Source organism: Frondihabitans sp. Leaf304, assembly GCF_001423105.1.
Classification (GTDB): Bacteria; Actinomycetota; Actinomycetes; order Actinomycetales; family Microbacteriaceae; genus Frondihabitans.
Window position 1 is genome coordinate 252,258 of sequence record NZ_LMNV01000002.1, and the last position, 22,369, is coordinate 274,626.

Genomic DNA, 22,369 nt, shown 5'->3' on the forward strand with positions numbered 1-22,369 from the left:
GTCTGAGAGTCCGCGATACGTGTTGCGGCGGTGGCTACGCCAGCGTCCTGTGCTCGATGGTCACGCTGGCTCCGCTTCGCTACGCCAGCGTCCTGTGCTCGATGGTCACGCTGGCTCCGCTGCGCTACGCCAGCGTGATCAAATCGGAGTAGTCGGGCGTCCAGTGGTCTTCGGTGCCCTCGGGCATGATCAGCACGCGCTCGGGGTTCAGCGCCTCGACAGCACCCTCATCGTGGCTGACGAGGACGACAGCACCCTCGTAGTTGTTGAGCGCGTCGAGGATCTCGAGCCGCGAGGCCGGGTCGAGGTTGTTCGTGGGCTCGTCAAGAAGCAGCACGTTGGCGCCCGAGACGACGATCATCGCCAGGGCCAGACGGGTCTTCTCGCCACCGGAGAGCACACCGGCCGGCTTCGCCGAGTCGTCACCCGTGAAGAGGAACGACCCGAGCACCCGACGTGCCTCCATCTCGGTGATGTTCGGTGACGACGAAACCATGTTCTCGAGCACGCTGCGCTTGACGTCGATCGTCTCGTGCTCCTGTGCGTAATAACCGATGCGGAGCCCGTGCCCCGGCTCGAGCTGACCGGTGTCGGGCGCGTCGACACCCGCGAGGATGCGCAGGAGGGTCGTCTTGCCGGCACCGTTCAGGCCGAGGATGACGACCTTCGATCCGCGGTCGATGGCGAGGTCGACGGCCGTGAAGATCTCGAGGGAGCCGTAGCTCTTCGAGAGGTTCGTCGCCATGAGCGGCGTCCGCCCGCAGGCGGCGGGGGTCGGGAACCGGAGCTTCGCGACCCGGTCGACGGCACGCACCTCGTCGAGCCCCGCGAGGAGCTTCTCGGCGCGAGCGACCATCTGGTGCGCCGCGGCAGCCTTCGACGCTTTCGCACCGAAGCGGGCGGCCTGCTTCTGCAGCTGCCCGGCCTGCTTCTCAGCGGTGGCGCGCTCTTTTTTGCGACGCTCCTCGTCGGAGGCGCGCTGGCGCTGGTAGTGCTTCCAGCCCATGTTGTAGATGTCGATCTGTTGGCGGTTCGCGTCGAGGTAGAAGACACGGTTGACGACCTCGTCGACGAGCTCGATGTCGTGGCTGATCACGATCACGCCGCCCTGGTACGTCTTGAGGTACTCGCGCAGCCAGACGACGCTGTCGGCGTCGAGGTGGTTCGTGGGCTCATCGAGGATCATCGTGTCGGCGGCCGAGAACAGGATGCGCGCGAGCTCGATGCGGCGACGCTGACCACCCGACAGGGTCGACAGGGGTTGGTCGAGGATGCGGTCGGGCAGGCTGAGGTTGCTGGCGATCGACGCGGCCTCCGCTTCGGCGGCGTACCCGCCGAGGGCGTTGAAGCGGTCGTCGAGGTCGCCGTAGCGCTTCATGGCCTTCTCGGCCACGGCCGGGTCGTCGCTACCCATGGCGAGCGACGCCTCCTGGATGCCGAGGAGGATCTGGCCGAGACCACGGGCATCGAGGATCCGGGTGCGAGCCAGGTCTTCGGGGTTACCGCTGCGGGGATCCTGTGGCAGGTACCCGATCTCACCGGTCTTGTCGATCGAGCCACCGGTGGGCATCGTCTCGCCCGCCAGGGTCTTGGTCATGGTCGTCTTGCCCGCGCCGTTTCGGCCGACCAGGCCGATCTTGTCGCCCTTTTCGACACGGAAGGTCACGCCCTCCATGAGGAGGCGGGCGCCTACGCGAATCTCGAGGTCGTGCACGGAGAGCACAGCGAAAGTCCAATCATCTGGTGAGGTGTCCACAACGCCGCCCGCCGTTGGGTCGCCCCTAGGATGAAGAGGAATCAGCGTGGAACCGAGTCGTCGGAGCAGACTGCGCCGATCGACCTACCTATTCTAGGAGATTGCATGACCAACCCCGCAGCATTGTCCGCTGGCGCCCTTCTTCCGGCCCGCAAGTCCGTGCTCGCCGATCGCTTCGTCACGCGGAGCATCGCGACCGATGCCGCGCTCATCGCGGGCGGAGTCGCCGTCATGGGCGTTCTCGCACAGGTCGTCGTGCCGCTGTGGCCCGTCCCGGTCACCGGCCAGACTCTCGGTGTTCTGCTCGTCGGCGCGACTCTCGGCGCCCGCCGTGGTGCGCTGTCGCTGCTCGCCTACGCTCTCGTCGGCCTCGTCGGCCTGCCGATCTTCGCCGAGCACAACGGCGGCTTCGCCAGCGTCATGCTCCCGAGCTTCGGATTCATCGTCGGATTCATCCCGGCCGCCTTCGCCATCGGCTGGCTGTCGGAGCGCCAGTGGGATCGCCACGTCGTCCGCTCGCTCGTCGGCTTCTTCCTGGCATCGCTGATCCCCTTCGCCGTCGGTCTCCCCTTCCTCGGGTTCGCCTTGGCTCGACTGGGCTACCCGCACGACGTCTCCGCGGTGCTCGCGGCCGGCTTCACGCCGTTCATCGTGGGTGGCATCGTCAAGTGGGTCATCGCGGCCGGCATGCTGCCGCTGCTGTGGCGCGGTGTGCGCGCCCTCGACTCGAAGAAGAACGACTAGCCGCCGGATCCTTCGCTTTCGGGCCCCCGTCGTACGCGGCGGGGGCCTTTTTCTGCGCGGGGCCTCCTCTGCGCGGGCGGCTTCTGCGCCGGGGAACGCAAAACCCGCACGACCGGCGAAACCATCTGCCCAGGGACAGATGCATTCGCCGACCGTGCGGGTCGGAACAGCTCAGTTAGATCGAGAAGCCGATGGCGCGCATCATGTCGCGCCCGTCGTCGGTGATGCGGTCGGGGCCCCACGGCGGCATCCAGACCCAGTTGATACGGAAGGCGTCGACGACCCCGTCGAGGGCATTGGCCGTCTCGGACTCGATCACGTCGGTCAGAGGGCAACCGGCGCTCGTCAGAGTCATGCTGATGATCAGCGCGTCTTCGACCTCGTCGTCAAGGGCCAGGTCGTAGATCAGGCCGAGGTCGACGACGTTGACGCCGAGCTCGGGGTCCATGACCTCTTTCAGGGCCTCTTCGATCTGGTCGAACTTCTCGGGCGCGAGTGCAATCGGCATGTCTAGGCTCCGGCCGGTGTAGCAGCCTCGGCCGAGGCAGCGACGTAGCGGTCGTAGCCCTCGTTCTCGAGCTGGTCGGCCAGCTCGGGTCCGCCCTCGTCGGCCACGTGGCCGTCGACGAAAACGTGCACGAAGTCAGGCTTGATATAGCGAAGGATCCGCGTGTAGTGCGTGATCATCAGAATGCCGAGGTCGGTCGACTGGTGAGCGCGGTTGACGCCCTCCGAGACGATCTTGAGAGCGTCGACGTCGAGCCCCGAGTCGGTCTCGTCGAGGATCGCGAACTTCGGCTTGAGGAGCTCGAGCTGCATGATCTCGTGGCGCTTCTTCTCGCCACCCGAGAACCCCTCGTTGACGTTGCGCTCGGCGAACGAGGAGTCCATCTTGAGGTCGCTCATGTGCTGGCGGAGGTCTTTGACCCAGGTGCGGAGCGCGGGCGCCTCGCCGTCCAGGGCGGTCTTCGCGGTACGGAGGAAGTTCGCGACGGTGACGCCGGGAATCTCGACCGGGTACTGCATGGCCAGGAAGAGGCCCGCCTTGGCGCGCTCGTCGACGGTCATGTCGAGCACCTCGACGCCGTCGAGGGTGATCGATCCGCCGTCGACCTTGTACCGGGGGTGGCCGGCGATCGTGTAGGCGAGGGTGGACTTGCCGGAGCCGTTGGGCCCCATGACGGCGTGGATCTCACCCTGCTTGATGGTGAGGTCGACGCCCTTCAAGATGGGCTTGTTGCCCTGCTCGGTGTCGATCGAGACCTGGAGGTCGCGGATTTCGAGGGTAGCCATGATGTTCCTTTAGTTGAATCTGGAGCTGAAGATCGGGAGGCCGCTACGCGACCGGAGGTGCCGTGACCGGTGTGGTGTCGATCCAGACGTCACCGTCGACGACCGTGACCGGGAAGACCGGCACGGGTTCGTAGGCGGGAAGGGTGAGCGGCTTGCCGGTGGTCAGCTCGAACTTCGAGCCGTGGGCCCAGCACTCCAGGGTGTCGTCTTCGACGAACCCCTCGGCGAGTGAGATGTCGCCATGGGTGCAGGTGTCGCCGAGGGCGTGCAACTGCCCCGCCGAGTCGCGAACCACGGCGACGGGGATTCCGTCGACCACGACTCGCAGGGCCTCGGACACGCTGACGTCGGCCTCGGCGCAGACCCGCTGCCCCATAGGTGTCGTAGCCATCAGTGCGTGCCTCCGGGTGCCGTGCCCTCACCGGTGACTCCGGCTGCGACATCGGGCTCGCTCGACACATGGTCGGTGCCCGTCGCGACGGCGGCACCGGGCTGCGAGTCGACGTACGGAGAACGTCGCGCTGCCGTCGAGCTGCCCGCCGCATTCGCAGCCGAGCGCGCGTCGGCGCCGTCTGCGAGCTCGGCCTCGAGGGCCGCGATCAGGCGCTCCTGCAGGGCGGGCTCACCGATGTGCTGGACGATCTCGCTGAGGAAGCCGAGCACGACGATGCGGCGCGCTTCTTCTTCGGGAATGCCGCGCGACTCGAGGTAGAACAGGTGCTCGTCGTCGAAGCGGCCGGTGGCCGACGCGTGGCCGGCGCCCATGATGTCGCCGGTCTCGATCTCGAGGTTCGGGATCGAATCGGCGCGGGTGCCCTCGGAGAGAACGAGGTTGCGGTTCTGCTCGTAGCTGTCGGTGCCGGGGGCCGTGCGCCCGATGAGGACGTCGCCGATCCAGACCGTCCGTGCACCGTCGCCCTGAAGGGCGCCCTTGTAGTTCACGCGGCTCTTGGTGTTGGGGGCGTCGTGGTTGACGTAGACCTGCTGCTCGAGGTGCTGCCCCGCATCGGCGAAGTACACGCCGTTGAGGTCGGCGTCGGCACCCTGCGCCGCGAGGTGCGCGGACGGATTGACCCGCACGATGGAGCCGCCGAGGCTCACGACGAAGTGCTTGAGCTGTGCGTCGCGGCCGATCTTGGCGAAGTGGCTCGAGAGATGGACGCCGGAGTCGTTCCACTCCTGCACGCTGACCACCGTGAGGTGAGCACCCTCGTCGACCACGACCTCGACGTTCTCGACGAGCTGCGCATCTCCGGAGTTCTGGAGGATGACGAGACCGGTCGAGTTCGGCTTGGCGTGGATGACCGTGTGGCCGGCGCGCGGCGCGGTGTCGAGGCCCGAGCGACCGATCGTGATCGACGTCGGCTCGTCACCGGAGACGGTCACGAGGAGGACGTTTTCGGTGCTCGCCCAGGCGTTGGCCGAGGCCTTGTCTTCGGGCGTGCCGGCAGTGCCGACGAGCTCGTGCTCCGGTGTCACCCAGTCGACGGACGCGCCGGGCGTCTCGCGGGCCAGATAGGCGTACGGAGAGCCGTCGAGCGGACCGTCGATGAGGGGACGGAGCGCCTGGACCGGGCTCAGCTTCCAGTCGACCTCGCGGCCGGTGACGGCCGGGAAGGCCGCCGGGTCGGTCGAGGCGAATCGACCGGAGCGGGTCTGGACGGGGATGGGCCGGTCGGCCCAGGCCCCGTCGGTGTGCGCCGCAGAGCCGGGTACGACGGCACCGTTCGGCACCGCCGCTTCGACGATCGGCGTGGATGTGTCGGTCGTTGCGGGAGTGGCGGACATCTAGCCGACGGATCCTTCCATGCTCATCTCGATGAGCTTGTTCAATTCGAGTGCGTACTCCATCGGGAGTTCGCGGGCGATGGGCTCGATGAAGCCTCGGACGATCATGGCCATGGCCTCGTCTTCGGCCATGCCGCGCGACATCAGGTAGAAGAGCTGCTCTTCGCTCACACGGGAGACAGTCGCCTCGTGGCCGAGCTGCACGTCGTCGATGCGGATATCGATCGCCGGATAGGTGTCAGAGCGCGAGATGGTGTCGACCAGGAGGGCGTCGCAGCGAACCGTGTTGGCGGAGTGGTGCGCACCCTCGTCGACGCGGACCTCGCCGCGGTAGCCGGCTCGGCCACCGCCACGGGCAATCGACTTGGAGACGATCGACGACGTCGTGTACGGCGCCATGTGGATCATCTTCGCGCCGGCATCCTGGTGCTGGCCGGGGCCCGCGAACGCGACAGAGAGGGTCTCGCCCTTGGCGTGCTCACCAGCGAGGTAGATCGAGGGGTACTTCATCGTCACCTTGGAGCCGATGTTGCCGTCGATCCACTCCATGGTGGCGCCCTCGTGGGCGATGGCGCGCTTCGTGACGAGGTTGTAGACGTTGTTCGACCAGTTCTGGATCGTCGTGTAGCGAACGCGGGCGTTCTTCTTGACGATGATCTCGACCACGGCCGAGTGCAGCGAGTCGCTCTTGTAGATCGGAGCCGTGCAGCCCTCGATGTAGTGCACGTAGCTGCCCTCGTCGGCGATGATCAGCGTGCGCTCGAACTGGCCCATGTTCTCCGTGTTGATACGGAAGTAGGCCTGAAGGGGAATCTCGACCCGGACGTTCTTCGGAACGTAGACGAAGGATCCGCCCGACCAGACAGCCGTGTTGAGCGCGGCGAATTTGTTGTCGCCGGCCGGGATCACCGTGCCGAAGTATTCCTGGAAGAACTCGGGGTGCTCGCGAAGAGCCGTGTCGGTGTCCATGAAGATGACACCCTGCTCTTCGAGGTCTTCGCGGATCTGGTGGTAGACGACCTCGGACTCGTACTGAGCGGCGACGCCGGCGACGAGGCGGTTGCGCTCGGCCTCGGGGATGCCGAGCTTCTCGTAGGTCGCCTTGATGTCGTCGGGCAGTTCTTCCCAGCTACCGGCCTGCTTCTCGGTCGACCGCACGAAGTACTTGATGTTGTCGAAGTCGATGCCGGAGAGGTCGGCGCCCCAGGTGGGCATGGGCTTGCGCTCGAACAGGGCGAGACCCTTGAGGCGGTTCTTGAGCATCCACTCGGGTTCGCTCTTGAGGTTCGAGATGTCGGTCACGACCTCGGGGTTCACGCCACGGCGCGCGGATGCGCCAGCGGCATCGGAGTCGGCCCAGCCGAACTCGTACTGGCCCAGTCCTGCGAGCTCCGGGCGGTCGATCAACACGTCAGACATACCTACCTCTTTCTTCGTCGTCTCGAACCGATACGTTCGTTGCGACATTCCCTGGCGGGCGGGACTCGGTCTCGCAGCTGCGAGAGGAGTCGGTATTCAGGGGCGACCACCCAGATCGATGTCTCTACACTCGAGACCGAGAGATCTGTGGTCTGCGTCGACGCACCGAAACCGGGTGTGTTCCTGAACCCCACAATGCTACAGGCCAGGCATCCAAAAGTAACGAAGGACAGCAATCCGTGAGCAATGCACAGGCAACGTCGATGGGCGTCATCGCCCGAGTCTGGTCGTGGCTTCCGGCTCGGATCGACCGGCGTGTCCGGTTCATCGCCTGGGCGTCTCTCGCCTGCCAACTCTTGCTCGTCGGCACCGGCGGCCTAGTCCGCCTCACCGGCTCCGGCCTCGGCTGCCCGACCTGGCCCGAGTGCACCGCCGGGTCGATCGTCACGACACCCGAGATGGGCTTTCACGGCATCATCGAGTTCGGCAACCGGCTTCTGACGTTCGTCCTCGTCATCATCGTGATCCTCGCCTTCTTCGCCGTGTTCCGCATGCGGAAGGTGCGACGCGACCTGTTCTGGCTCACGCTCATCCAGGCACTCAGCATCCCGTTCCAGGCGGTTCTCGGCGGCATCAGCGTCCTGGCCAAACTCAACCCCTACGTCGTTGGGTCGCATTTCATCGTCTCGATGGTCCTGGTCCGCATCACGGCGACCCTCGTCTACCGCGTCTATCACGGGCCGCGCGGCACCTCGGCCGCGACTCCCCCGTGGTACGCGCTCACCACGCGAGTCGCCGCGGTCTTCGTCGCCATCACGGTCGTGCTCGGCATCCTGACCACGGGTGCCGGCCCCCACGCCGGCGATGAGAACACCCATCGCAACGGGTTCGACCCCAAGCTCATCGAGACGCTGCATGCCGTGCCGGCGTTCGCGGTCTTCGTGCTGACGCTCGCCCTCGTGGTGGGCGCGATTCGACTCGGGCTCCCCCGGCTGTTCCCCCTTCTGCTCCTCGCCGTCGAGGTCCTCCAGATCACCGTGGGGCTCATCCAGGCCAACACCGGTCTGCCGCCGTTCCTCGTCGGCGTCCACCTCGTGCTCGCCGGGCTCCTCGTCGCAGCGATGACGGCGGTTACGCACACGCTCGAGAGCGACGCCGACCTCGCGAAGCCGGTGCCGGAGGCAGCGACTATCGCTGCGTAGCGCTGCGGGGCTCGTGTCGAGCGGCGGGCCGCAGGATCCTGCGCCTCTGCCGCTCTTGACGGCCTGTTGTGCGCCGGGTTCTCCTGTGCCGCACCGCCTGCCCTCCGAATTTGAAGGAGAAACGCGGGGCGCACCCCCGCCGATCCGCATGGACTGGTTGGCGCCCGGCGGTTTTTCCTTCGAATTCGGGTGCCCCCGCCGCTCGACGAGCGGTGGTGGCGAAATGCTGCACCGCCGAACGGCTGGGGTGGCGAGCTGCCGCACCGCCGGACGACCGGAGCTTGTCGGAGGTCCGGCGTTGCGGCCGCCCGCCGCGGTCAACACAGCCGGAGGTCCGGCGCTGCGGCGGCGCGCCGCGCTACAAACTCAGAAGGGGAGCAGCGGGTCGATGCCGACGGCCAGGAACAGCAGCGTCAGGTACGTGATGGAGGCGTGGAAGACCTTCATCGGCTTGACCTCGGCCACCTGGGTGATCGCCCGGCTGTAGAGACGGTGCGACTCGACGACGAACCAGGCGCCGCTCGCCAGCGCGACGACGGTGTAGAGCACACCCATGTGCGCGACCGGAATGAGGAGGAGCGAGCAGACGACGGTGGCCCACGCGTAGAGGATCACCTGCAGGCCGACGTGGGCTCGACCGCGGACCACGGCGAGCATGGGCACGTCGACGGAGGCGTAGTCGTCGCGGTACCGCATGGACAGAGGCCAGTAGTGCGGCGGGGTCCAGAGGAAGATGACGGCGAACAGGATGACGGGCGCCCAGGTGAGCGAGCCGGTGACTGCGGCCCAGCCGATCAGGACGGGCATGCAGCCGGCGATTCCGCCCCAGACGATGTTCTGCGGCGTGCGGCGCTTGAGCCAGAGCGTGTAGACGAACACGTAGAAGAGGATCGCGAACAGCGACAGTGCCGCGGAGATCAGGTTGACGGTGTACGCGAGCCAGGCGATGGACGCGACGCCCATGACGTACGAGAAGATGAGCGCTTCGCGGTCGGAGACATCACCCGTGACGAGGGCCCGGTCTTTGGTCCGCTTCATGACGCGGTCGATGTCGCGGTCGATGTAGCAGTTGAACGACGACGCCGAGCCGGCGCTCAAGGCCCCGCCGATCAGGGTGGCCACGACGAGCCAGAGCCTCGGAATACCCCCCTCGGCAAGGAACATCGTGGGAATGGTGGTGACGAGCAGCAGCTCCATCACGCGCGGCTTCGTCAGCGAGACGTAGGCGCGGAATTTGCGTTTGACGCCGATTCGCTTGGCGGAAGATACCGCGGGCTGCGAGTCGGTGGGAGTGGTCAAAGCGCTATGGGTTGTCATACATCCTCTGATTGCTGGGCCGTTTCAGGCACGGGCCGCGAAGAATCGCCGGAGGCAGAGCAGTGCCTGGCGAAACCGAAGCCATAGCAAGTGTAGGCGATGAATGTGGCGATCAGGGGCTGTTCCTGGCCGTTCGACGGGCGCTGTGACAGTGCACGTCGCTATGCTGGGAGTTGCTTGCCAGTTGCAGGGCCCAGGGCGCCGATCCCACGTTCGTGTCGATGTCGCCCTAGAAGTATGCCCGGCAGCAGGCCCAGGGAACACACCCGGACTGAGTCGAAGGCGCCTCGGTAGGCATGTCAGTGCGGGAACGACACCCGCGCAATCTCGCATCAAGAAGGGTCATCTTCAAGTGGCAGATCTGCAATGGGAATCCATTGACAACAAGGCAGTGAACACTGTCCGCGTTCTCGCGGCCGATGCGGTTGAGAAGGTGGGAAACGGTCACCCGGGTACGGCGATGAGCCTTGCTCCCGCTGCTTATCTGCTCTTCCAGAAGGTCATGGCGCGCGACCCCAGCGATAGCACCTGGATCGGGCGCGACCGCTTCATCCTGTCTGTCGGCCACTCGTCGCTGACGCAGTACATCCAGTTCTACCTCGGTGGCTACGGCCTCGAGCTCGAAGACCTCGAGGCGCTCCGCACCTGGGGCTCCAAGACTCCCGGTCACCCCGAGTACGGCCACACCGACGGTATCGAGATCACCACCGGCCCCCTGGGTCAGGGTCTTGCAAGCTCGGTTGGCTTCGCCTACGCGGCCCGCTTCGAGCGCGGTCTGTTCGACCCCGAGGCTGCCGCCGGCACGAGCCCGTTCGACCACTTCGTCTACGTGATCGCCGGCGACGGCGACATGCAGGAGGGCGTCACCAGCGAGGCCGCCTCGCTCGCAGGCCACCAGCAGCTCGGTAACCTCATCGCGATCTACGACTCGAACCAGATCTCGATCGAGGACGACACCAACATCGCCTTCACCGAAGACGTGCACAAGCGCTTCGAGGCCTACGACTGGGATGTCCAGGTCGTCGACTGGAAGAAGACCGGCGAGTACGTCGAAGACGTCGCCGAACTGCACGACGCCATCGAGCGCGCCAAGGGAATCACCGACAAGCCGTCGCTGATCATCCTCAAGACCATCATCGCCTGGCCGTCCCCGACCAAGCAGGGTTCGGGCAAGTCGCACGGCTCCGCTCTCGGTAAAGACGAGATCGCCGGCCTCAAGCGCTTCCTCGAGTTCGACCCCGAGAAGTCGTTCGACGTCGACCCCGAGGTTCTGTCTCACACCCGCAAGGCCGTCGAGCGTGGCCAGGCTCTGCACGCCGAGTGGAACACCAAGCTCGACGCGTGGGCCGCTGCCAACCCCGAGAAGAAGGTCCTCCTCGACCGCATCCTCGCCGGCGACCTCCCCGAGGGCCTCGAAGAAGCCCTCCCGGTCTTCGAATCGGGCAAAGAGGTTTCGACCCGTGCCGCTTCCGGCCAGGTCATCAACGGCATTGCCGGTGTCCTCCCCGAGTTCTGGGGCGGTTCCGCCGACCTCGCCGAGTCGAACCTCACGTCGATCAAGGGCGCGAAGTCGTTTGTGCCGACCGAGTGGTCGACCCACGAGTGGAGCGGCGACCCCTACGGCCGCGTTCTCCACTTCGGCATCCGCGAGCACGCCATGGGATCGATCCTCAACGGAATCGTCCTGCACGGCAATACGCGCCCCTTCGGCGGCACGTTCCTGATCTTCTCCGACTACATGCGTCCGGCCGTTCGTCTCGCCGCGCTCATGAAGGCGCCGGTCACCTACGTGTGGACTCACGACTCCGTCGCCCTCGGTGAAGACGGCCCGACGCACCAGCCGGTCGAGCAACTCGCCGCCCTTCGTGCGATCCCCGACTTCTCGATGGTCCGCCCTGCCGACGCCAACGAGACGGCCTACGCGTGGCTCACGATCCTGCAGCGCTTCAACGGCCCGGCCGGTCTCGCGCTCAGCCGCCAGAACCTCCCGGTCTTCGAGCGCGGTGACGGTGACGCCACCGGCGAGACCTTCGCCTCGGCGAAGAATGTCGCCAAGGGTGCTTACGTGCTGGCCGAGGCCCCGGGCGGAACCCCCGACGTGCTCCTCATCGCCACGGGTTCCGAGGTCCAGATCGCTGTCGAGGCCCGCGAGGTGCTTCGTGGCGAGGGAATCAACGCCCGCGTCATCTCTGCTCCGAGCCTCGAATGGTTCGACGAGCAGAGCGACGACTACAAGGAGTCGGTCCTCCCGACCGCCGTCAAGGCGCGCGTCTCCATCGAGGCCGGCGTGGCTATGCCCTGGAAGGGCATCGTCGGTGACGCCGGTCGCAGCGTCTCGATCGAGCACTTCGGTGCCTCGGCCGACTACAAGACTCTCTATCAGAAGTTCGGCATCACGACCGAGGCTGCGGTCGCCGCAGCCAAAGACAGCCTGGACTCGCTGGCCGCTCACTGAGCGCCCGCAGAAAGAAGAACAGCAATGACTGACACCACAGCAACCACCCCCACCGCCCAGCTCTCCGCCGCTGGCGTGAGCATCTGGCTCGACGACCTGTCGCGCGAGCGCATCAAGTCGGAGGGTCTGCAGAAGATCATCGCCGAGCGCAACGTCGTCGGCGTCACGACCAACCCGACGATCTTCGCGTCGGCTCTCGCCAAGGGCGAGGCCTACGACGAGCAGGTCGCCGAACTGGCCAAGGCCGGCACCGGTGTGACCGACGCCGTCTTCGAGATCACCACCGACGACGTCGCCGACGCGTGCAACGTCTTCAAGCCGATCTACGACGCCACGAACGGCTTCGACGGCCGCGTCTCGATCGAGGTCGAGCCCGGTCTGGCGCACGACGCCGCCGGCACGATCAGCCAGGCCAAGCAGCTGTTCGACAAGGTCAACAAAGAGAACGTCCTCATCAAGATCCCGGCGACCATCGAGGGCCTCGAGGCCATCACCGCCGTCATCGCCGAGGGCATCAGCGTCAACGTCACTTTGATCTTCTCGCTCGAGCGCTACCGGGCCGTCATCAACGCCTACCTGACCGGTCTCGAGCAGGCGAAGGACGCTGGCAAAGACCTCTCGAAGATCCACTCGGTCGCCTCGTTCTTCGTGTCGCGTGTCGACACCGAGATCGACAAGCGTCTCGACGCCGTCGGAACGGACGAGGCGAAGGCACTGAAGGGCAAGGCGGGCGTCGCGAACGCTCAGCTGGCCTACGAGGTCTACGGTCAGGCCTTCGCAACCGAGCGCGCTGCCGGCCTTCTCGCCGAGGGTGCGAACAAGCAGCGCCCGCTGTGGGCATCGACCGGCGTGAAAGACCCCAACGTCCTCGACACCACCTACGTGGTCGAGCTCGTCGCGGCCGACGTCGTCAACACCATGCCGGAGAAGACCCTCGAGGCCACCTTCGACCACGGCGTCATCGCGGGCGACACCATCACGGGCTCCTACGCCGCCGCCAACGAGGTCATGGACGCCATCGCGGCCCAGGGCGTCTCGTATGACGACGTCGTCGGTGTGCTCGAGTCGGAGGGCGTCGACAAGTTCATCGTCTCCTGGAACGAGCTCCTCGACACCGTGACGGCGGCGCTGGAATCCGCTAAGTGACCATTGCTCTAACCGCGTCGGGCCCGGCTGCTGTTGCAGTCGGGTCCGTCGTCCCCTCGCTCGTGCGCGACCTGGTCGCGTCGGGCATCACGGTTCAGGATCCCAGCCTCTGGGGTCCTGACGCCGAGCACGAGGCTTCCACGCGACTCGGCTGGACCGAGTCCGTGGCGTCCTCGGCTGAAGTAGTCCCCCGGATTCTTGCGCTTCGCGAGAAGCTCACGGCCAAGGGGCTCACGCACTTCGTGTTGGCAGGGATGGGCGGATCCTCGCTCGCCCCCGAGGTCATCACTCGCACCTACGGCGTTGATCTCACCGTGCTCGATGCCACGGTGCCGGGGCAGGTTCTCTCGGCCCTGAACGACGACCTCGAGCACACCGTGCTGATCGTTTCGTCGAAGTCCGGATCGACCGTCGAGACGGCCAGCGCCCGCTCCGTGTTCGAGAAGGCATTCTCTGACGCCGGCTTCACTGACCTCGCCGATCGCATCGTCGTGGTCACCGACCCCGGCTCGCCGCTCGACGAGTCGGCTCGCGCGGCCGGCTACGAGGTCTTTGTGGCGGATCCGAACATCGGTGGGCGCTACTCGGCCCTTTCGGCCTTCGGGCTCGTTCCTGCTGGTCTCGCGGGAGCAGACATCGAGGAGCTCCTTGCCGAGGCGGACGCCGTCACGGTCGAGCTCGCTCAGGACCGACCCGACAACCCCGGTCTCGTGCTCGGGGCCGTTCTTGCGGGCACGACTCCCCTGCGCGACAAGATCGTGCTCGTCGCCGACGGCACGCACCTGCAAGGCTTCCCCGACTGGGCAGAGCAGTTGATCGCCGAGTCGACGGGTAAGAACGGTCGCGGGCTCCTGCCCGTGGTGGTCGGCGTCGACGCCCCCGAAATCACGGCCGGTCTCAACGACGTGCAGGTGATTCGGCTCGTCGGTTCGACCGAAGAGACCCGTGAGGTCTCCCCCGGAGAGGTCGAGATCTCAGGATCCCTCGGGGCACAGTTTCTGGTGTGGGAGTACGCGGTTGCAGTGGCCGGACGCCTCCTCGGCGTCAACCCGTTCGACCAGCCTGACGTGGAGTCGGCCAAAGCGGCGACGCGTGCGCTGCTCGACGGCACTCCCGCTCCTGTATCCGCGGCGCTTTCGCAGTCTGCGATGGTCATGGACGGCATCGCGGTTCGCACGAGCCCCGGCCTCGAGCCGGGTGAGTCGGTCTCATCCGCGGTAGCTGCCTTGCTGGCACATCTAATCGGCGGCGGATACGTCGCCCTTCACGCCTACATCGACCGGTTCGAGAATCCCGAGATCGCCGGCCTCCGCGACGTGCTCGCGGAGAGAACCGGGCGCCCGGTCACGTTCGGGTGGGGGCCTCGGTTCCTGCACTCGACCGGCCAGTACCACAAGGGCGGCCCGGCCAACGGGGTCTTCCTTCAGATCACGCAGACCCCCGGGGTCGACTTCGAGATTCCGAACTGCAGCTTCACGTTCGGCGCTCTAGTGGCCGCTCAAGCCGCGGGCGACGCAGCAGTGCTCGCCGAGCACGGCCGTCCCGTCCTGACCCTCACGGTGACGGACGTGGCGGAAGCACTTCCCGTAATTCTCAGCGCACTCCGCTGATCCGAAGGCGGGCGCGGGTCGACCTCGTGCTCGCCTTCGTGTGAGAGGGCCCGACCCCATTCCGGTCGCAGCCGACCACGACGACGCAAGGACGATGAATACTCACATGGCACCGGTGGAAATCACTCCGGAGTTCAACCCGCTGCGGTTGCCCTCCGATCGCCGACTCAACCGCATCGCCGGTCCGAGCGGCCTCATCATCTTCGGCGTGACAGGCGACCTGTCCCGCAAGAAGCTCATGCCGGCCGTCTACGACCTGGCTAACCGCGGCCTCCTCCCCCCGGGCTTCGCACTCGTCGGCTTCGCCCGACGGGAATGGGAAGACCAGGACTTCGAGCAGGTCGTGTACGAGGCGGTCAAGGAGCACGCTCGTACCCCCTTCGACGAAGACGTCTGGCGCCAGCTCAAAGAGGGGATCCGGTTCGTCCAGGGTTCGTTCGACGACGCCGATGCATTCGCCGAGCTCAAGCAGACGATCGACACGCTCGACGTCGAGCGGGGCACGATGGGCAACCACGCGTTCTACCTGTCGATCCCGCCGAAGTTCTTTCCGCTCGTCACCGAGCAGCTTCGCAACTCGGGGCTCACCGACGACAGCGTCGACGCGAATGGCGAGAAGCCCTGGCGTCGTGTGGTCATCGAGAAGCCGTTCGGCAGTGACTTGAAGACGGCGCGTGAGTTGAACGCCGTCGTCGAGACCGTCTTCGAGCCTGATTCGGTGTTCCGCATCGATCACTACCTCGGCAAGGAGACGGTCCAGAACCTCCTGACGCTCCGGTTCGCGAACCAGATGTACGAACCGCTGTGGAACAGCAAGTACGTCGACCACGTGCAGATCACGATGGCCGAAGACATCGGCGTCGCCGGCCGAGCGGGCTATTACGACGGCATCGGTGCCGCACGCGATGTGATCCAGAACCACCTGCTCCAGCTTCTCGCCCTCACCGCGATGGAAGAGCCGGTCAGCTTCAACGCCCGCGATCTGCGAGCGGAGAAAGAGAAAGTGCTCTCCGCGGTCCGCATCCCCGCCGATCTCGCTGCCGGGACGGCCCGCGGCCAGTACGCGGGTGGCTGGCAGGGTGGCGAGAAGGTCCTCGGGTTCCTCGACGAGGCCGGAATGAACCCCGAGTCGGTCACCGAGACCTTCGCGGCCATCAAGCTCGAAATAGCCACCCGTCGCTGGTCGGGCGTGCCCTTCTACCTCCGGGCTGGCAAGCGCCTGGGTCGCCGCGTGACCGAGATCGCCGTTGTTTTCAAGCGCGTTCCCGAGAATGTCTTCGGTCTCGGCGACGGAGCCGAGCTCGGCCAGAACGCCCTGGTCATCAGAGTGCAGCCCGATGAGGGTGTGACCCTCCGGTTTGGCTCGAAGGTGCCCGGAATCGGAACCCAGGTGCGCGATGTCACGATGGACTTCGGTTATGGCCACGCGTTCACCGAGGCGAGCCCCGAAGCCTACGAGCGCCTGATCCTCGACGTCCTGCTGGGCGACCCGCCGCTGTTCCCGCGCCACGAAGAGGTCGAGCTCTCCTGGAAGATCCTCGATCCCATCGAGGAGTTCTGGGCCAAGCAAGGCCAGCCCGATCAATACCGACCCGGCACCTGGGGCCCGAGCTCCGCCGACGAACTCATGGCCCGCGACGGCCGTACCTGGAGGCGACCATGATCGTCGATCTGCCCGACAGCACCATTAGCCACGTCTCTAAGGCGCTGGTCAAGATCCGCGAGGAGGGCGGCGTCGTCGCTCTGGGCCGTGTGCTCACCCTCGTGATCTCGACCAACCTCGGTCACGAAGAAGAGGCCATCGAGGCCGCCAACGAAGCGTCGCGCGAGCACCCCATGCGCGTGATCGTCATCTCGACGGCCGACGAGCCGACGGGGCACGACGAACCTCGACTCGATGCCCAGATCCGCGTGGGCGGTGACGCCGGGGCGAGTGAGGTCATCCTCCTCCGCGCCTACGGAGAGATGTCGTCCGACGAGGAGGGTCTCGTGACGGGTCTTCTGTTGCCCGACGCTCCCGTCGTCGCGTGGTGGCCGGGCAAGGCGCCGGCCATCGTCTCCGAATCGCCCCTCGGCCGAATCGCGCAGCGGCGCATCACCGACGCCGCCGCTCAAGACAACCCCCGCCAGTCGATCATCGATCTCGCCGACACGTATGCGCCCGGCGACACCGACTTCGCGTGGACGCGGCTCACCCTCTGGCGCACCCAGCTCGCGGCCGCCCTCGACCAGCCACCGTACGAGCCCGTCAACGAGGTGGAAGTTGCCGGCGCGATGGACTCCCCCTCGACGCTGCTTCTCGCCGCGTGGCTCCGACTGCAGCTCCAGGTTCCCGTGCGCCACGAGATGACGACACGCGCCACCGGCTCGAGCGGCATCCACGGCGTACGTCTGCACCGTGCCTCCGGCGTCATCGAGCTCGATCGATCGGTCGTCAACGTCGCGACTCTCTCGCAGCCCGGACAACCCGTCCACGACCTGTCGTTGCCACGCCGTAGCCTGCGCGATTGCCTGGCCGAGGAACTCCGTAGACTCGACCCCGACTCCCTCTTCGGGAATGTCGTGATGACGGGCGTGAAGCAATTGCGCGACGACCAAGAAAGCAACTGAGTGTGACGAACGATCGACGGGTGCTAGTTCACCCCGACAAACAGAACCTGGGCGCATCCGTTGCCGCTCGATTCATCACCAAGATCATCGACGTGATCGAAGAACAGGACTACGCGTCCGTTGTCTTGAGCGGAGGGTCGGTTAGCACGCTCGTGCTGGCAGCCATCAACCGCTCCGAGGCGCGCGACAGCGTCGACTGGTCGAAGGTCTCGTTCTGGTGGTCTGACGAGCGGTGGGTCGAAGCGGGTTCTGACGACCGCAACGATCGCGCGAACGGGGCCGACCTCCTCGACCACATCGGCGTACCTGCCGAGAACGTGCACCGCTTCGGTGCCGTCGGCGACTACCCCACCGTCGACGAGGCTGCCGCCGCCTACGTGGCCGAGCTCAAAGAGCACGCGCAGGGTGACGACGAGTCTCCCCGCTTCGACATCACGCTCCTCGGAGTGGGACCCGACGGACACATCGCGTCACTGTTCCCCGACAAGCCGCAGATCAGCATGACGACGCCGACCGTGCTCACCATCGACGACAGCCCGAAGCCGCCGCCGGTGCGCCTCACGCTGAGCCTTCCGGCGATCAACAACTCGCAGCGGGTGTGGATGATCCTCGCGGGCGCCGAGAAGGCCTCCTCGCTCGGGCTGGCCCTCGCCGGTGCCGGCGCCGACCAGGTTCCGGTCGCGGGCGTCAAGGGTCGCAAGCGCACGGTGTTCTTCGTCGACAAAGACGCGGCCGCCGAGGTGCCGGAGCAGCTCATCGCGTCGACCTACTGAGTCAGACCCCCGAAACGAAGGATCCGAGACCGCCCTGGTCTCGGATCCTTCGTTTTTCGCGTTGCTCCCGGTGATTCCCCGCCGCCCCCGCCCGCCGTTCCAAATTGGAAGGAGAAACGTCAGCGGGCCCACGAAATCATCCGGATCGGGGGCCGTCGGCGAGGATTTCTCCTTCGAATTCGGGGACACGGGCCCGGCGCACGCAAAAACCCCCGGCCGGAGCCGGGGGTCTTGGCAAACAGACTACTTCTTTGCGGGGACCTTGCCGCGGCGAACGCGCAAAGCCTGCAGCGCCTCGTCGAGAAGCTGAGCAGCCTCTTCTTCGGTACGACGCTCTTTGACGTAGGCCAGGTGCGTCTTGTAGGGCTCGAGCTTCGCGACGACCGGAGGGTTCTCTTTGTCGCGGCCGGCAGGAAGACCACTGGAGGGCGAGTCGACCGTCTCGGGAATCTCTTCGTCGGGCACGTTGGCCGCGAAGTGACGGACGACCTCGTTGCCGAGGGCATCCCAGTACGAGATCGTGATTCGCTCTGCCTGGAAACCGCGATCCTGTTCGCCCATGGGCCCTGCGCCGACGCGTGACCCCCGAATTGCGCTACCGCCTGATGCCATTACGAACCTGCCGAAAACTTGGTGATGAGGCCCAGAACCACGATTGACGCGATCCAGATGAGGCCGAGAATGACCGTGATGCGATTGAGGTTGCGCTCTGCGACGCCGGAGGCGCCGAGGTTGCTGGTGACGCCACCACCGAACATGTCGGAGAGGCCACCGCCACGACCACGGTGAAGAAGGATGAGCAGGGTCAGCAGGAGACTCGTGATACCGAGTACCACCTGCAGGACGACCTGGAGAATTTGCACGGAGAACCTTTCGAGGGGCGGGCCGTCAACAATTATAGCCCGCGACCGGGAGTTTCAGACTCCGACGTGGTTCTGGAACCGGACGATGCTCGCGAACTCGGTGATGTCGAGACTCGCGCCACCGACGAGTGCGCCATCGACGTCAGGTTCGCGCATGAAGGTGGCGATGTTCGCCGCCTTGACGCTGCCGCCGTAGAGAACCCTCGTCGAGGCGGCAGCATCGGCCCCCAGCTCGTCGACCAGCGTTGCCCGAAGAGCCGCGCAGACTTGCTGTGCTTGGTCAGGAGTTGCGGCCTGACCGGAGCCGATGGCCCAGACGGGCTCGTAGGCCACGACGATCTCGGCGGTCTTCGGAACGGATGCCAGTGCCGCCTTCAGCTGTGCGACGGGCACAGCGCTCGGCCCGTGCTTTTCGAGGTCTTCGGCGGTCTCGCCGACGCACAGCACCGGCACGAGGCCGTGACGGTGCGCCGCGGCGACCTTGGCGGCTACGACCTCGTCGGTCTCGCCATGGATCGTGCGGCGCTCGGAGTGCCCGACGATCACGTACTTCACGTCGAGTCGAGCGAGGAAGGCTCCTGAGATGTCGCCGGTGAAGGCACCCGAGTCGTTGTCGGAGAGGTCTTGGGCACCGAGCTCGAGTTCGAGCTTGTCAGCGTCGATCAGCGTCTGGACGCTGCGGAGGTCGGTGAACGGCGGGAAGATGGCCGACTCGACCTTCGCGAAGTCGTGCTTGGCGTCTTTGAGGCTCCACGCGAGCTTCTGGACGAACGCGATCGACTGCAGGTGGTCGAGGTTCATCTTCCAGTTGCCGGCGATGAACGGCGTGCGTGCGGTTACCATCCGAGGACCTCCAGGCCAGGCAGTTTCTTTCCCTCGAGGAATTCGAGGCTTGCTCCACCACCGGTGGAGATGTGGCCGAACTGATCGTCGGTGAAGCCGAGAGCGCGCACGGCTGAAGCCGAGTCGCCTCCCCCGACGACGCCCAGGCCATCGACCTCGGTCAGCGCCTGAGCAACCGTCTTCGTACCGGCGGAGAAGGCGTCGAACTCGAACACACCCATGGGGCCGTTCCAGAAAACGGTCTTCGACGCGGCGATGACGTCAGCAAAAGCCGACGCCGTGTCGGGGCCGATGTCGAGCCCGAGGCCGTCCGCCCCAAAGCGGGTCGACTCGATCGCGTCCGATGCGACCGTCTCGTGTTCGGCATCGGCAGCGAATCCGGATGCGACGACGACGTCGGTCGGCAACACGAGATTGACGCCGCGAGCCTCGGCGTCGCGGATGTAGCCGCGAACGCGATCGAGCTGGTCGGTCTCGAGCAGACTCTTGCCCACGGAGTGGCCCTGAGCCGCAAGGAACGTGAACAGCATGCCGCCTCCGATGAGGAGGTTGTCGACACGTGGCAGGAGGTGCTCGATCACTCCGAGCTTGTCGGAGACCTTCGAGCCGCCGAGCACGACCGAGTAGGGGCGCTCGGGCTTCTCGGTGAGGCGCTCGAGCACGTCGAGCTCGGTCTCGATGAGGGTTCCGGCCGCGCTCGGCAGGAGCTGCGGCAGATCGTAGACGCTTGCCTGCTTGCGGTGGACGACACCGAAGCCGTCCGAGACGAAGGCCTCGCCGAGAGCTGCAAGCTGCTCGGCGAAGGCCTTCCTCTCGTCGTCGCTCTTCGAGGTCTCTGCTGCCTGGAACCGGAGGTTCTCGAGCACGATGATCTGCCCGTCGGCGAGTGAGCCGACGGCGTCGGTCGTCGCCGGGCCGGTCGTCTCCGGCGCGAAGCCGACCGACTTGCCGAGCAGTTCGCTGAGCCGCTGGGCGACCGGAGCGAGACTGTATTCAGGCTTGACCTCACCGTCGGGTCGACCGAGGTGCGAGATGACGACTACGCGAGCGCCGGCATTGATCAGGGTGTTCAGAGTGCCGAGCGAGGCGCGCACGCGCCCGTCGTCGGTGATCGTTCCGTCTTTCAACGGGACGTTCAAGTCGCAACGGACGATGACGCGCTTGCCGGACAGGGTTCCGAGGGAATCGAGGGTTCGAAGAGCCATATGCCTAGATCTTGTCGAGGTGCAGCGGGTGAACGGGACTAGAGCTTCGCGGCCACGTACTCGGCGAGGTCGACGAGACGGTTGGAGTAGCCCCACTCGTTGTCGTACCACGACGTGATCTTGACCATGTTGCCGATGACCTTGGTCAGGCCCGAGTCGTAGATCGACGAGTGCGGGTCGGTGCGGATGTCGCTCGAGACCAGCGGGTCTTCGGAGTAGAGCAGGATGCCCTTGAGGTCGCCCTCGGAGGCTTCCTTGTATGCGGCGTTGATCTGGTCGACAGTGACGGGCGTCGAGGTCTCGAGCGTCACGTCGGTGATCGAGCCTGTGGGCACGGGTACGCGAAGCGCGTAGCCGTCGAGCTTGCCGGCGAGCTCCGGGATGACGAGGCCGATGGCCTTGGCCGCACCGGTTGAGGTCGGGACGATGTTCAGAGCGGCGGCACGCGCGCGACGAGGGTCGCTGTGCGGGCCGTCCTGGAGGTTCTGGTCGGCGGTGTAGGCGTGGACCGTGGTCATCAGACCGCGCTCGACGCCGAACTTGTCGAGGAACACCTTCATCAGCGGCGCGAGGCTGTTCGTGGTGCACGACGCGTTCGAGATGATGTTGTGCGAAGCGGGGTCGTACAGGCCCTCGTTGACGCCGAGGACGATCGTGATGTCGTCGCCGGTGGCGGGAGCGGAGATGATGACCTTCTTGGCACCCGCGTCGATGTGCTTCTGCGCGTCGGCGGCCTTGGTGAAGAAACCGGTCGACTCGATGACGATGTCGACGCCCAGTTCGCCCCAGGGCAGGTTGGCGGGGTCGCGCTCGGCGAGGACCTTGATGGGCTTGCCGTTGACGACGATGCTGTCGCCGTCGAGCTCGACGGTCGCGTCGAGGCGGCCCGTGATCGAGTCGAACTTGAGCAGGTTGGCGAGGGCTGCGTTGTCGGTCAGGTCGTTGACCGCGACGATCTCGAGGTCGCTGCCCTTGGCGAGGGCGGCGCGGAAGTAGTTACGGCCGATGCGGCCGAAGCCGTTGATGCCGATCTTGACGCTCAATGGAACTCCAGGTTGTCAGGCGTCAGAAGACGCATGTGGGTGGGGCTAGATGCTGAAAATGACGGCTTTTGGCCTCTACGACAGTAGCGCAGGGGCCCGACAGCGGGTCTTAGAAGACGAGGAGGCCGTCGGTTTTGGTGGTCGCGGCGGTGTAGCGGGCCTGGACGTTCTCCCACGAGACGATGTTCCAGAACGCTTTGACGTAGTCGGCGCGGACGTTCTGGTAGTCGAGGTAGTACGCGTGCTCCCACACGTCGAGCATCAGCAGCGGCACGAGGCCGAAGGGCACGTTGCCCTGCTGG

General features: G+C 66.0%; 21 protein-coding genes. 8 read left to right on the forward strand and 13 right to left on the reverse strand.

All coding sequences use genetic code 11. The features are described from left to right. Positions 1-124 precede the first annotated feature (124 nt). Positions 125-1,723: an ABC-F family ATP-binding cassette domain-containing protein gene (locus tag ASF54_RS01140; RefSeq protein WP_055957755.1), complete on the reverse strand. Its 1,599-nt coding sequence runs from the start codon at positions 1,721-1,723 to the stop codon at positions 125-127. 138 nt (positions 1,724-1,861) lie between these two features. On the opposite strand from ASF54_RS01140, the gene ASF54_RS01145 reads away from it, so the two are divergent. Then, positions 1,862-2,500 (forward strand): biotin transporter BioY, encoded by a 639-nt coding sequence (locus tag ASF54_RS01145; protein WP_055957757.1) that lies wholly within the window; start codon positions 1,862-1,864, stop codon positions 2,498-2,500. A gap of 175 nt (positions 2,501-2,675) precedes the next feature. Here ASF54_RS01145 and ASF54_RS01150 read toward each other — a convergent pair whose 3' ends face one another. From ASF54_RS01150 to sufB, 5 genes are read right to left on the reverse strand one after another with little or no spacing between them, the layout of a single operon-like run. Next, positions 2,676-3,008, reverse strand: coding sequence for a metal-sulfur cluster assembly factor (locus tag ASF54_RS01150; RefSeq protein WP_055957760.1), 333 nt, complete (start codon positions 3,006-3,008; stop codon positions 2,676-2,678). Between the two features lie 2 nt (positions 3,009-3,010). Beyond that, on the reverse strand, positions 3,011-3,793 hold the full coding sequence (gene sufC / locus ASF54_RS01155; RefSeq protein ID WP_055957762.1) for a Fe-S cluster assembly ATPase SufC: 783 nt from the start codon (positions 3,791-3,793) through the stop codon (positions 3,011-3,013). Positions 3,794-3,836: 43 nt separating this feature from the next. Next, on the reverse strand, positions 3,837-4,184 hold the full coding sequence (locus ASF54_RS01160) for a non-heme iron oxygenase ferredoxin subunit (RefSeq protein WP_200919551.1): 348 nt from the start codon (positions 4,182-4,184) through the stop codon (positions 3,837-3,839). Then, complete coding sequence (gene sufD / locus ASF54_RS01165; RefSeq protein WP_084815861.1) at positions 4,184-5,581, reverse strand: Fe-S cluster assembly protein SufD; 1,398 nt, start codon at positions 5,579-5,581, stop codon at positions 4,184-4,186. The genes ASF54_RS01160 and sufD overlap by 1 nt, the downstream gene beginning before the upstream one ends. Next, on the reverse strand, positions 5,582-7,000 hold the full coding sequence (sufB, locus tag ASF54_RS01170) for a Fe-S cluster assembly protein SufB (protein ID WP_055961818.1): 1,419 nt from the start codon (positions 6,998-7,000) through the stop codon (positions 5,582-5,584). 239 nt (positions 7,001-7,239) lie between these two features. Here sufB and ASF54_RS01175 point away from each other — a divergent pair, with 239 nt between their 5' ends. Further along, a complete protein-coding gene (locus ASF54_RS01175) occupies positions 7,240-8,202 on the forward strand; it encodes a COX15/CtaA family protein (RefSeq protein ID WP_326934234.1) in 963 nt (320 codons plus the stop codon). A gap of 366 nt (positions 8,203-8,568) precedes the next feature. Here ASF54_RS01175 and ASF54_RS01180 read toward each other — a convergent pair whose 3' ends face one another. Beyond that, a complete protein-coding gene (locus ASF54_RS01180) occupies positions 8,569-9,519 on the reverse strand; it encodes a heme o synthase (RefSeq protein ID WP_055957771.1) in 951 nt (316 codons plus the stop codon). Positions 9,520-9,871: 352 nt separating this feature from the next. On the opposite strand from ASF54_RS01180, the gene tkt reads away from it, so the two are divergent. The 6 genes from tkt to pgl all read left to right on the forward strand — a co-directional run bounded on the left by tkt (position 9,872) and on the right by pgl (position 18,113). Further along, positions 9,872-11,974: a transketolase gene (gene tkt / locus ASF54_RS01185; protein ID WP_055957774.1), complete on the forward strand. Its 2,103-nt coding sequence runs from the start codon at positions 9,872-9,874 to the stop codon at positions 11,972-11,974. Positions 11,975-11,998: 24 nt separating this feature from the next. Next, positions 11,999-13,120, forward strand: coding sequence for a transaldolase (gene tal / locus ASF54_RS01190; protein ID WP_055957779.1), 1,122 nt, complete (start codon positions 11,999-12,001; stop codon positions 13,118-13,120). After that, positions 13,117-14,730 (forward strand): glucose-6-phosphate isomerase, encoded by a 1,614-nt coding sequence (locus tag ASF54_RS01195; RefSeq protein WP_055957783.1) that lies wholly within the window; start codon positions 13,117-13,119, stop codon positions 14,728-14,730. The genes tal and ASF54_RS01195 overlap by 4 nt, the downstream gene beginning before the upstream one ends. A 106-nt stretch (positions 14,731-14,836) precedes the next feature. Beyond that, positions 14,837-16,393: a glucose-6-phosphate dehydrogenase gene (gene zwf / locus ASF54_RS01200; RefSeq protein ID WP_055957786.1), complete on the forward strand. Its 1,557-nt coding sequence runs from the start codon at positions 14,837-14,839 to the stop codon at positions 16,391-16,393. Beyond that, a complete protein-coding gene (locus ASF54_RS01205) occupies positions 16,390-17,340 on the forward strand; it encodes a glucose-6-phosphate dehydrogenase assembly protein OpcA (protein WP_055957789.1) in 951 nt (316 codons plus the stop codon). Before zwf ends, ASF54_RS01205 begins: the two co-directional genes overlap by 4 nt. Positions 17,341-17,342: 2 nt before the next feature. After that, complete coding sequence (pgl, locus tag ASF54_RS01210) at positions 17,343-18,113, forward strand: 6-phosphogluconolactonase (RefSeq protein WP_055957793.1); 771 nt, start codon at positions 17,343-17,345, stop codon at positions 18,111-18,113. Positions 18,114-18,356: 243 nt separating this feature from the next. Here the strand turns inward: pgl and ASF54_RS01215 are convergent, their stop codons facing one another. The 6 genes from ASF54_RS01215 to ASF54_RS01240 form a co-directional block, all read right to left on the reverse strand. Continuing rightward, positions 18,357-18,725, reverse strand: coding sequence for an RNA polymerase-binding protein RbpA (locus ASF54_RS01215; protein WP_055957795.1), 369 nt, complete (start codon positions 18,723-18,725; stop codon positions 18,357-18,359). After that, positions 18,725-18,976: a preprotein translocase subunit SecG gene (gene secG, locus ASF54_RS01220; RefSeq protein ID WP_055957799.1), complete on the reverse strand. Its 252-nt coding sequence runs from the start codon at positions 18,974-18,976 to the stop codon at positions 18,725-18,727. The genes ASF54_RS01215 and secG overlap by 1 nt, the downstream gene beginning before the upstream one ends. A gap of 54 nt (positions 18,977-19,030) precedes the next feature. Continuing rightward, positions 19,031-19,819: a triose-phosphate isomerase gene (tpiA, locus tag ASF54_RS01225; RefSeq protein WP_055957802.1), complete on the reverse strand. Its 789-nt coding sequence runs from the start codon at positions 19,817-19,819 to the stop codon at positions 19,031-19,033. Beyond that, a complete protein-coding gene (locus tag ASF54_RS01230) occupies positions 19,813-21,024 on the reverse strand; it encodes a phosphoglycerate kinase (RefSeq protein WP_055957805.1) in 1,212 nt (403 codons plus the stop codon). Before ASF54_RS01230 ends, tpiA begins: the two co-directional genes overlap by 7 nt. A 38-nt stretch (positions 21,025-21,062) precedes the next feature. Continuing rightward, positions 21,063-22,067, reverse strand: a complete 1,005-nt coding sequence (gene gap, locus ASF54_RS01235) for a type I glyceraldehyde-3-phosphate dehydrogenase (RefSeq protein WP_055957807.1) — start codon at positions 22,065-22,067, stop codon at positions 21,063-21,065. 109 nt (positions 22,068-22,176) lie between these two features. After that, positions 22,177-22,369, reverse strand: a 193-nt coding sequence (locus ASF54_RS01240; protein WP_200919552.1) for a Fe-Mn family superoxide dismutase, incomplete at its 5' end; no start/stop codon positions are given.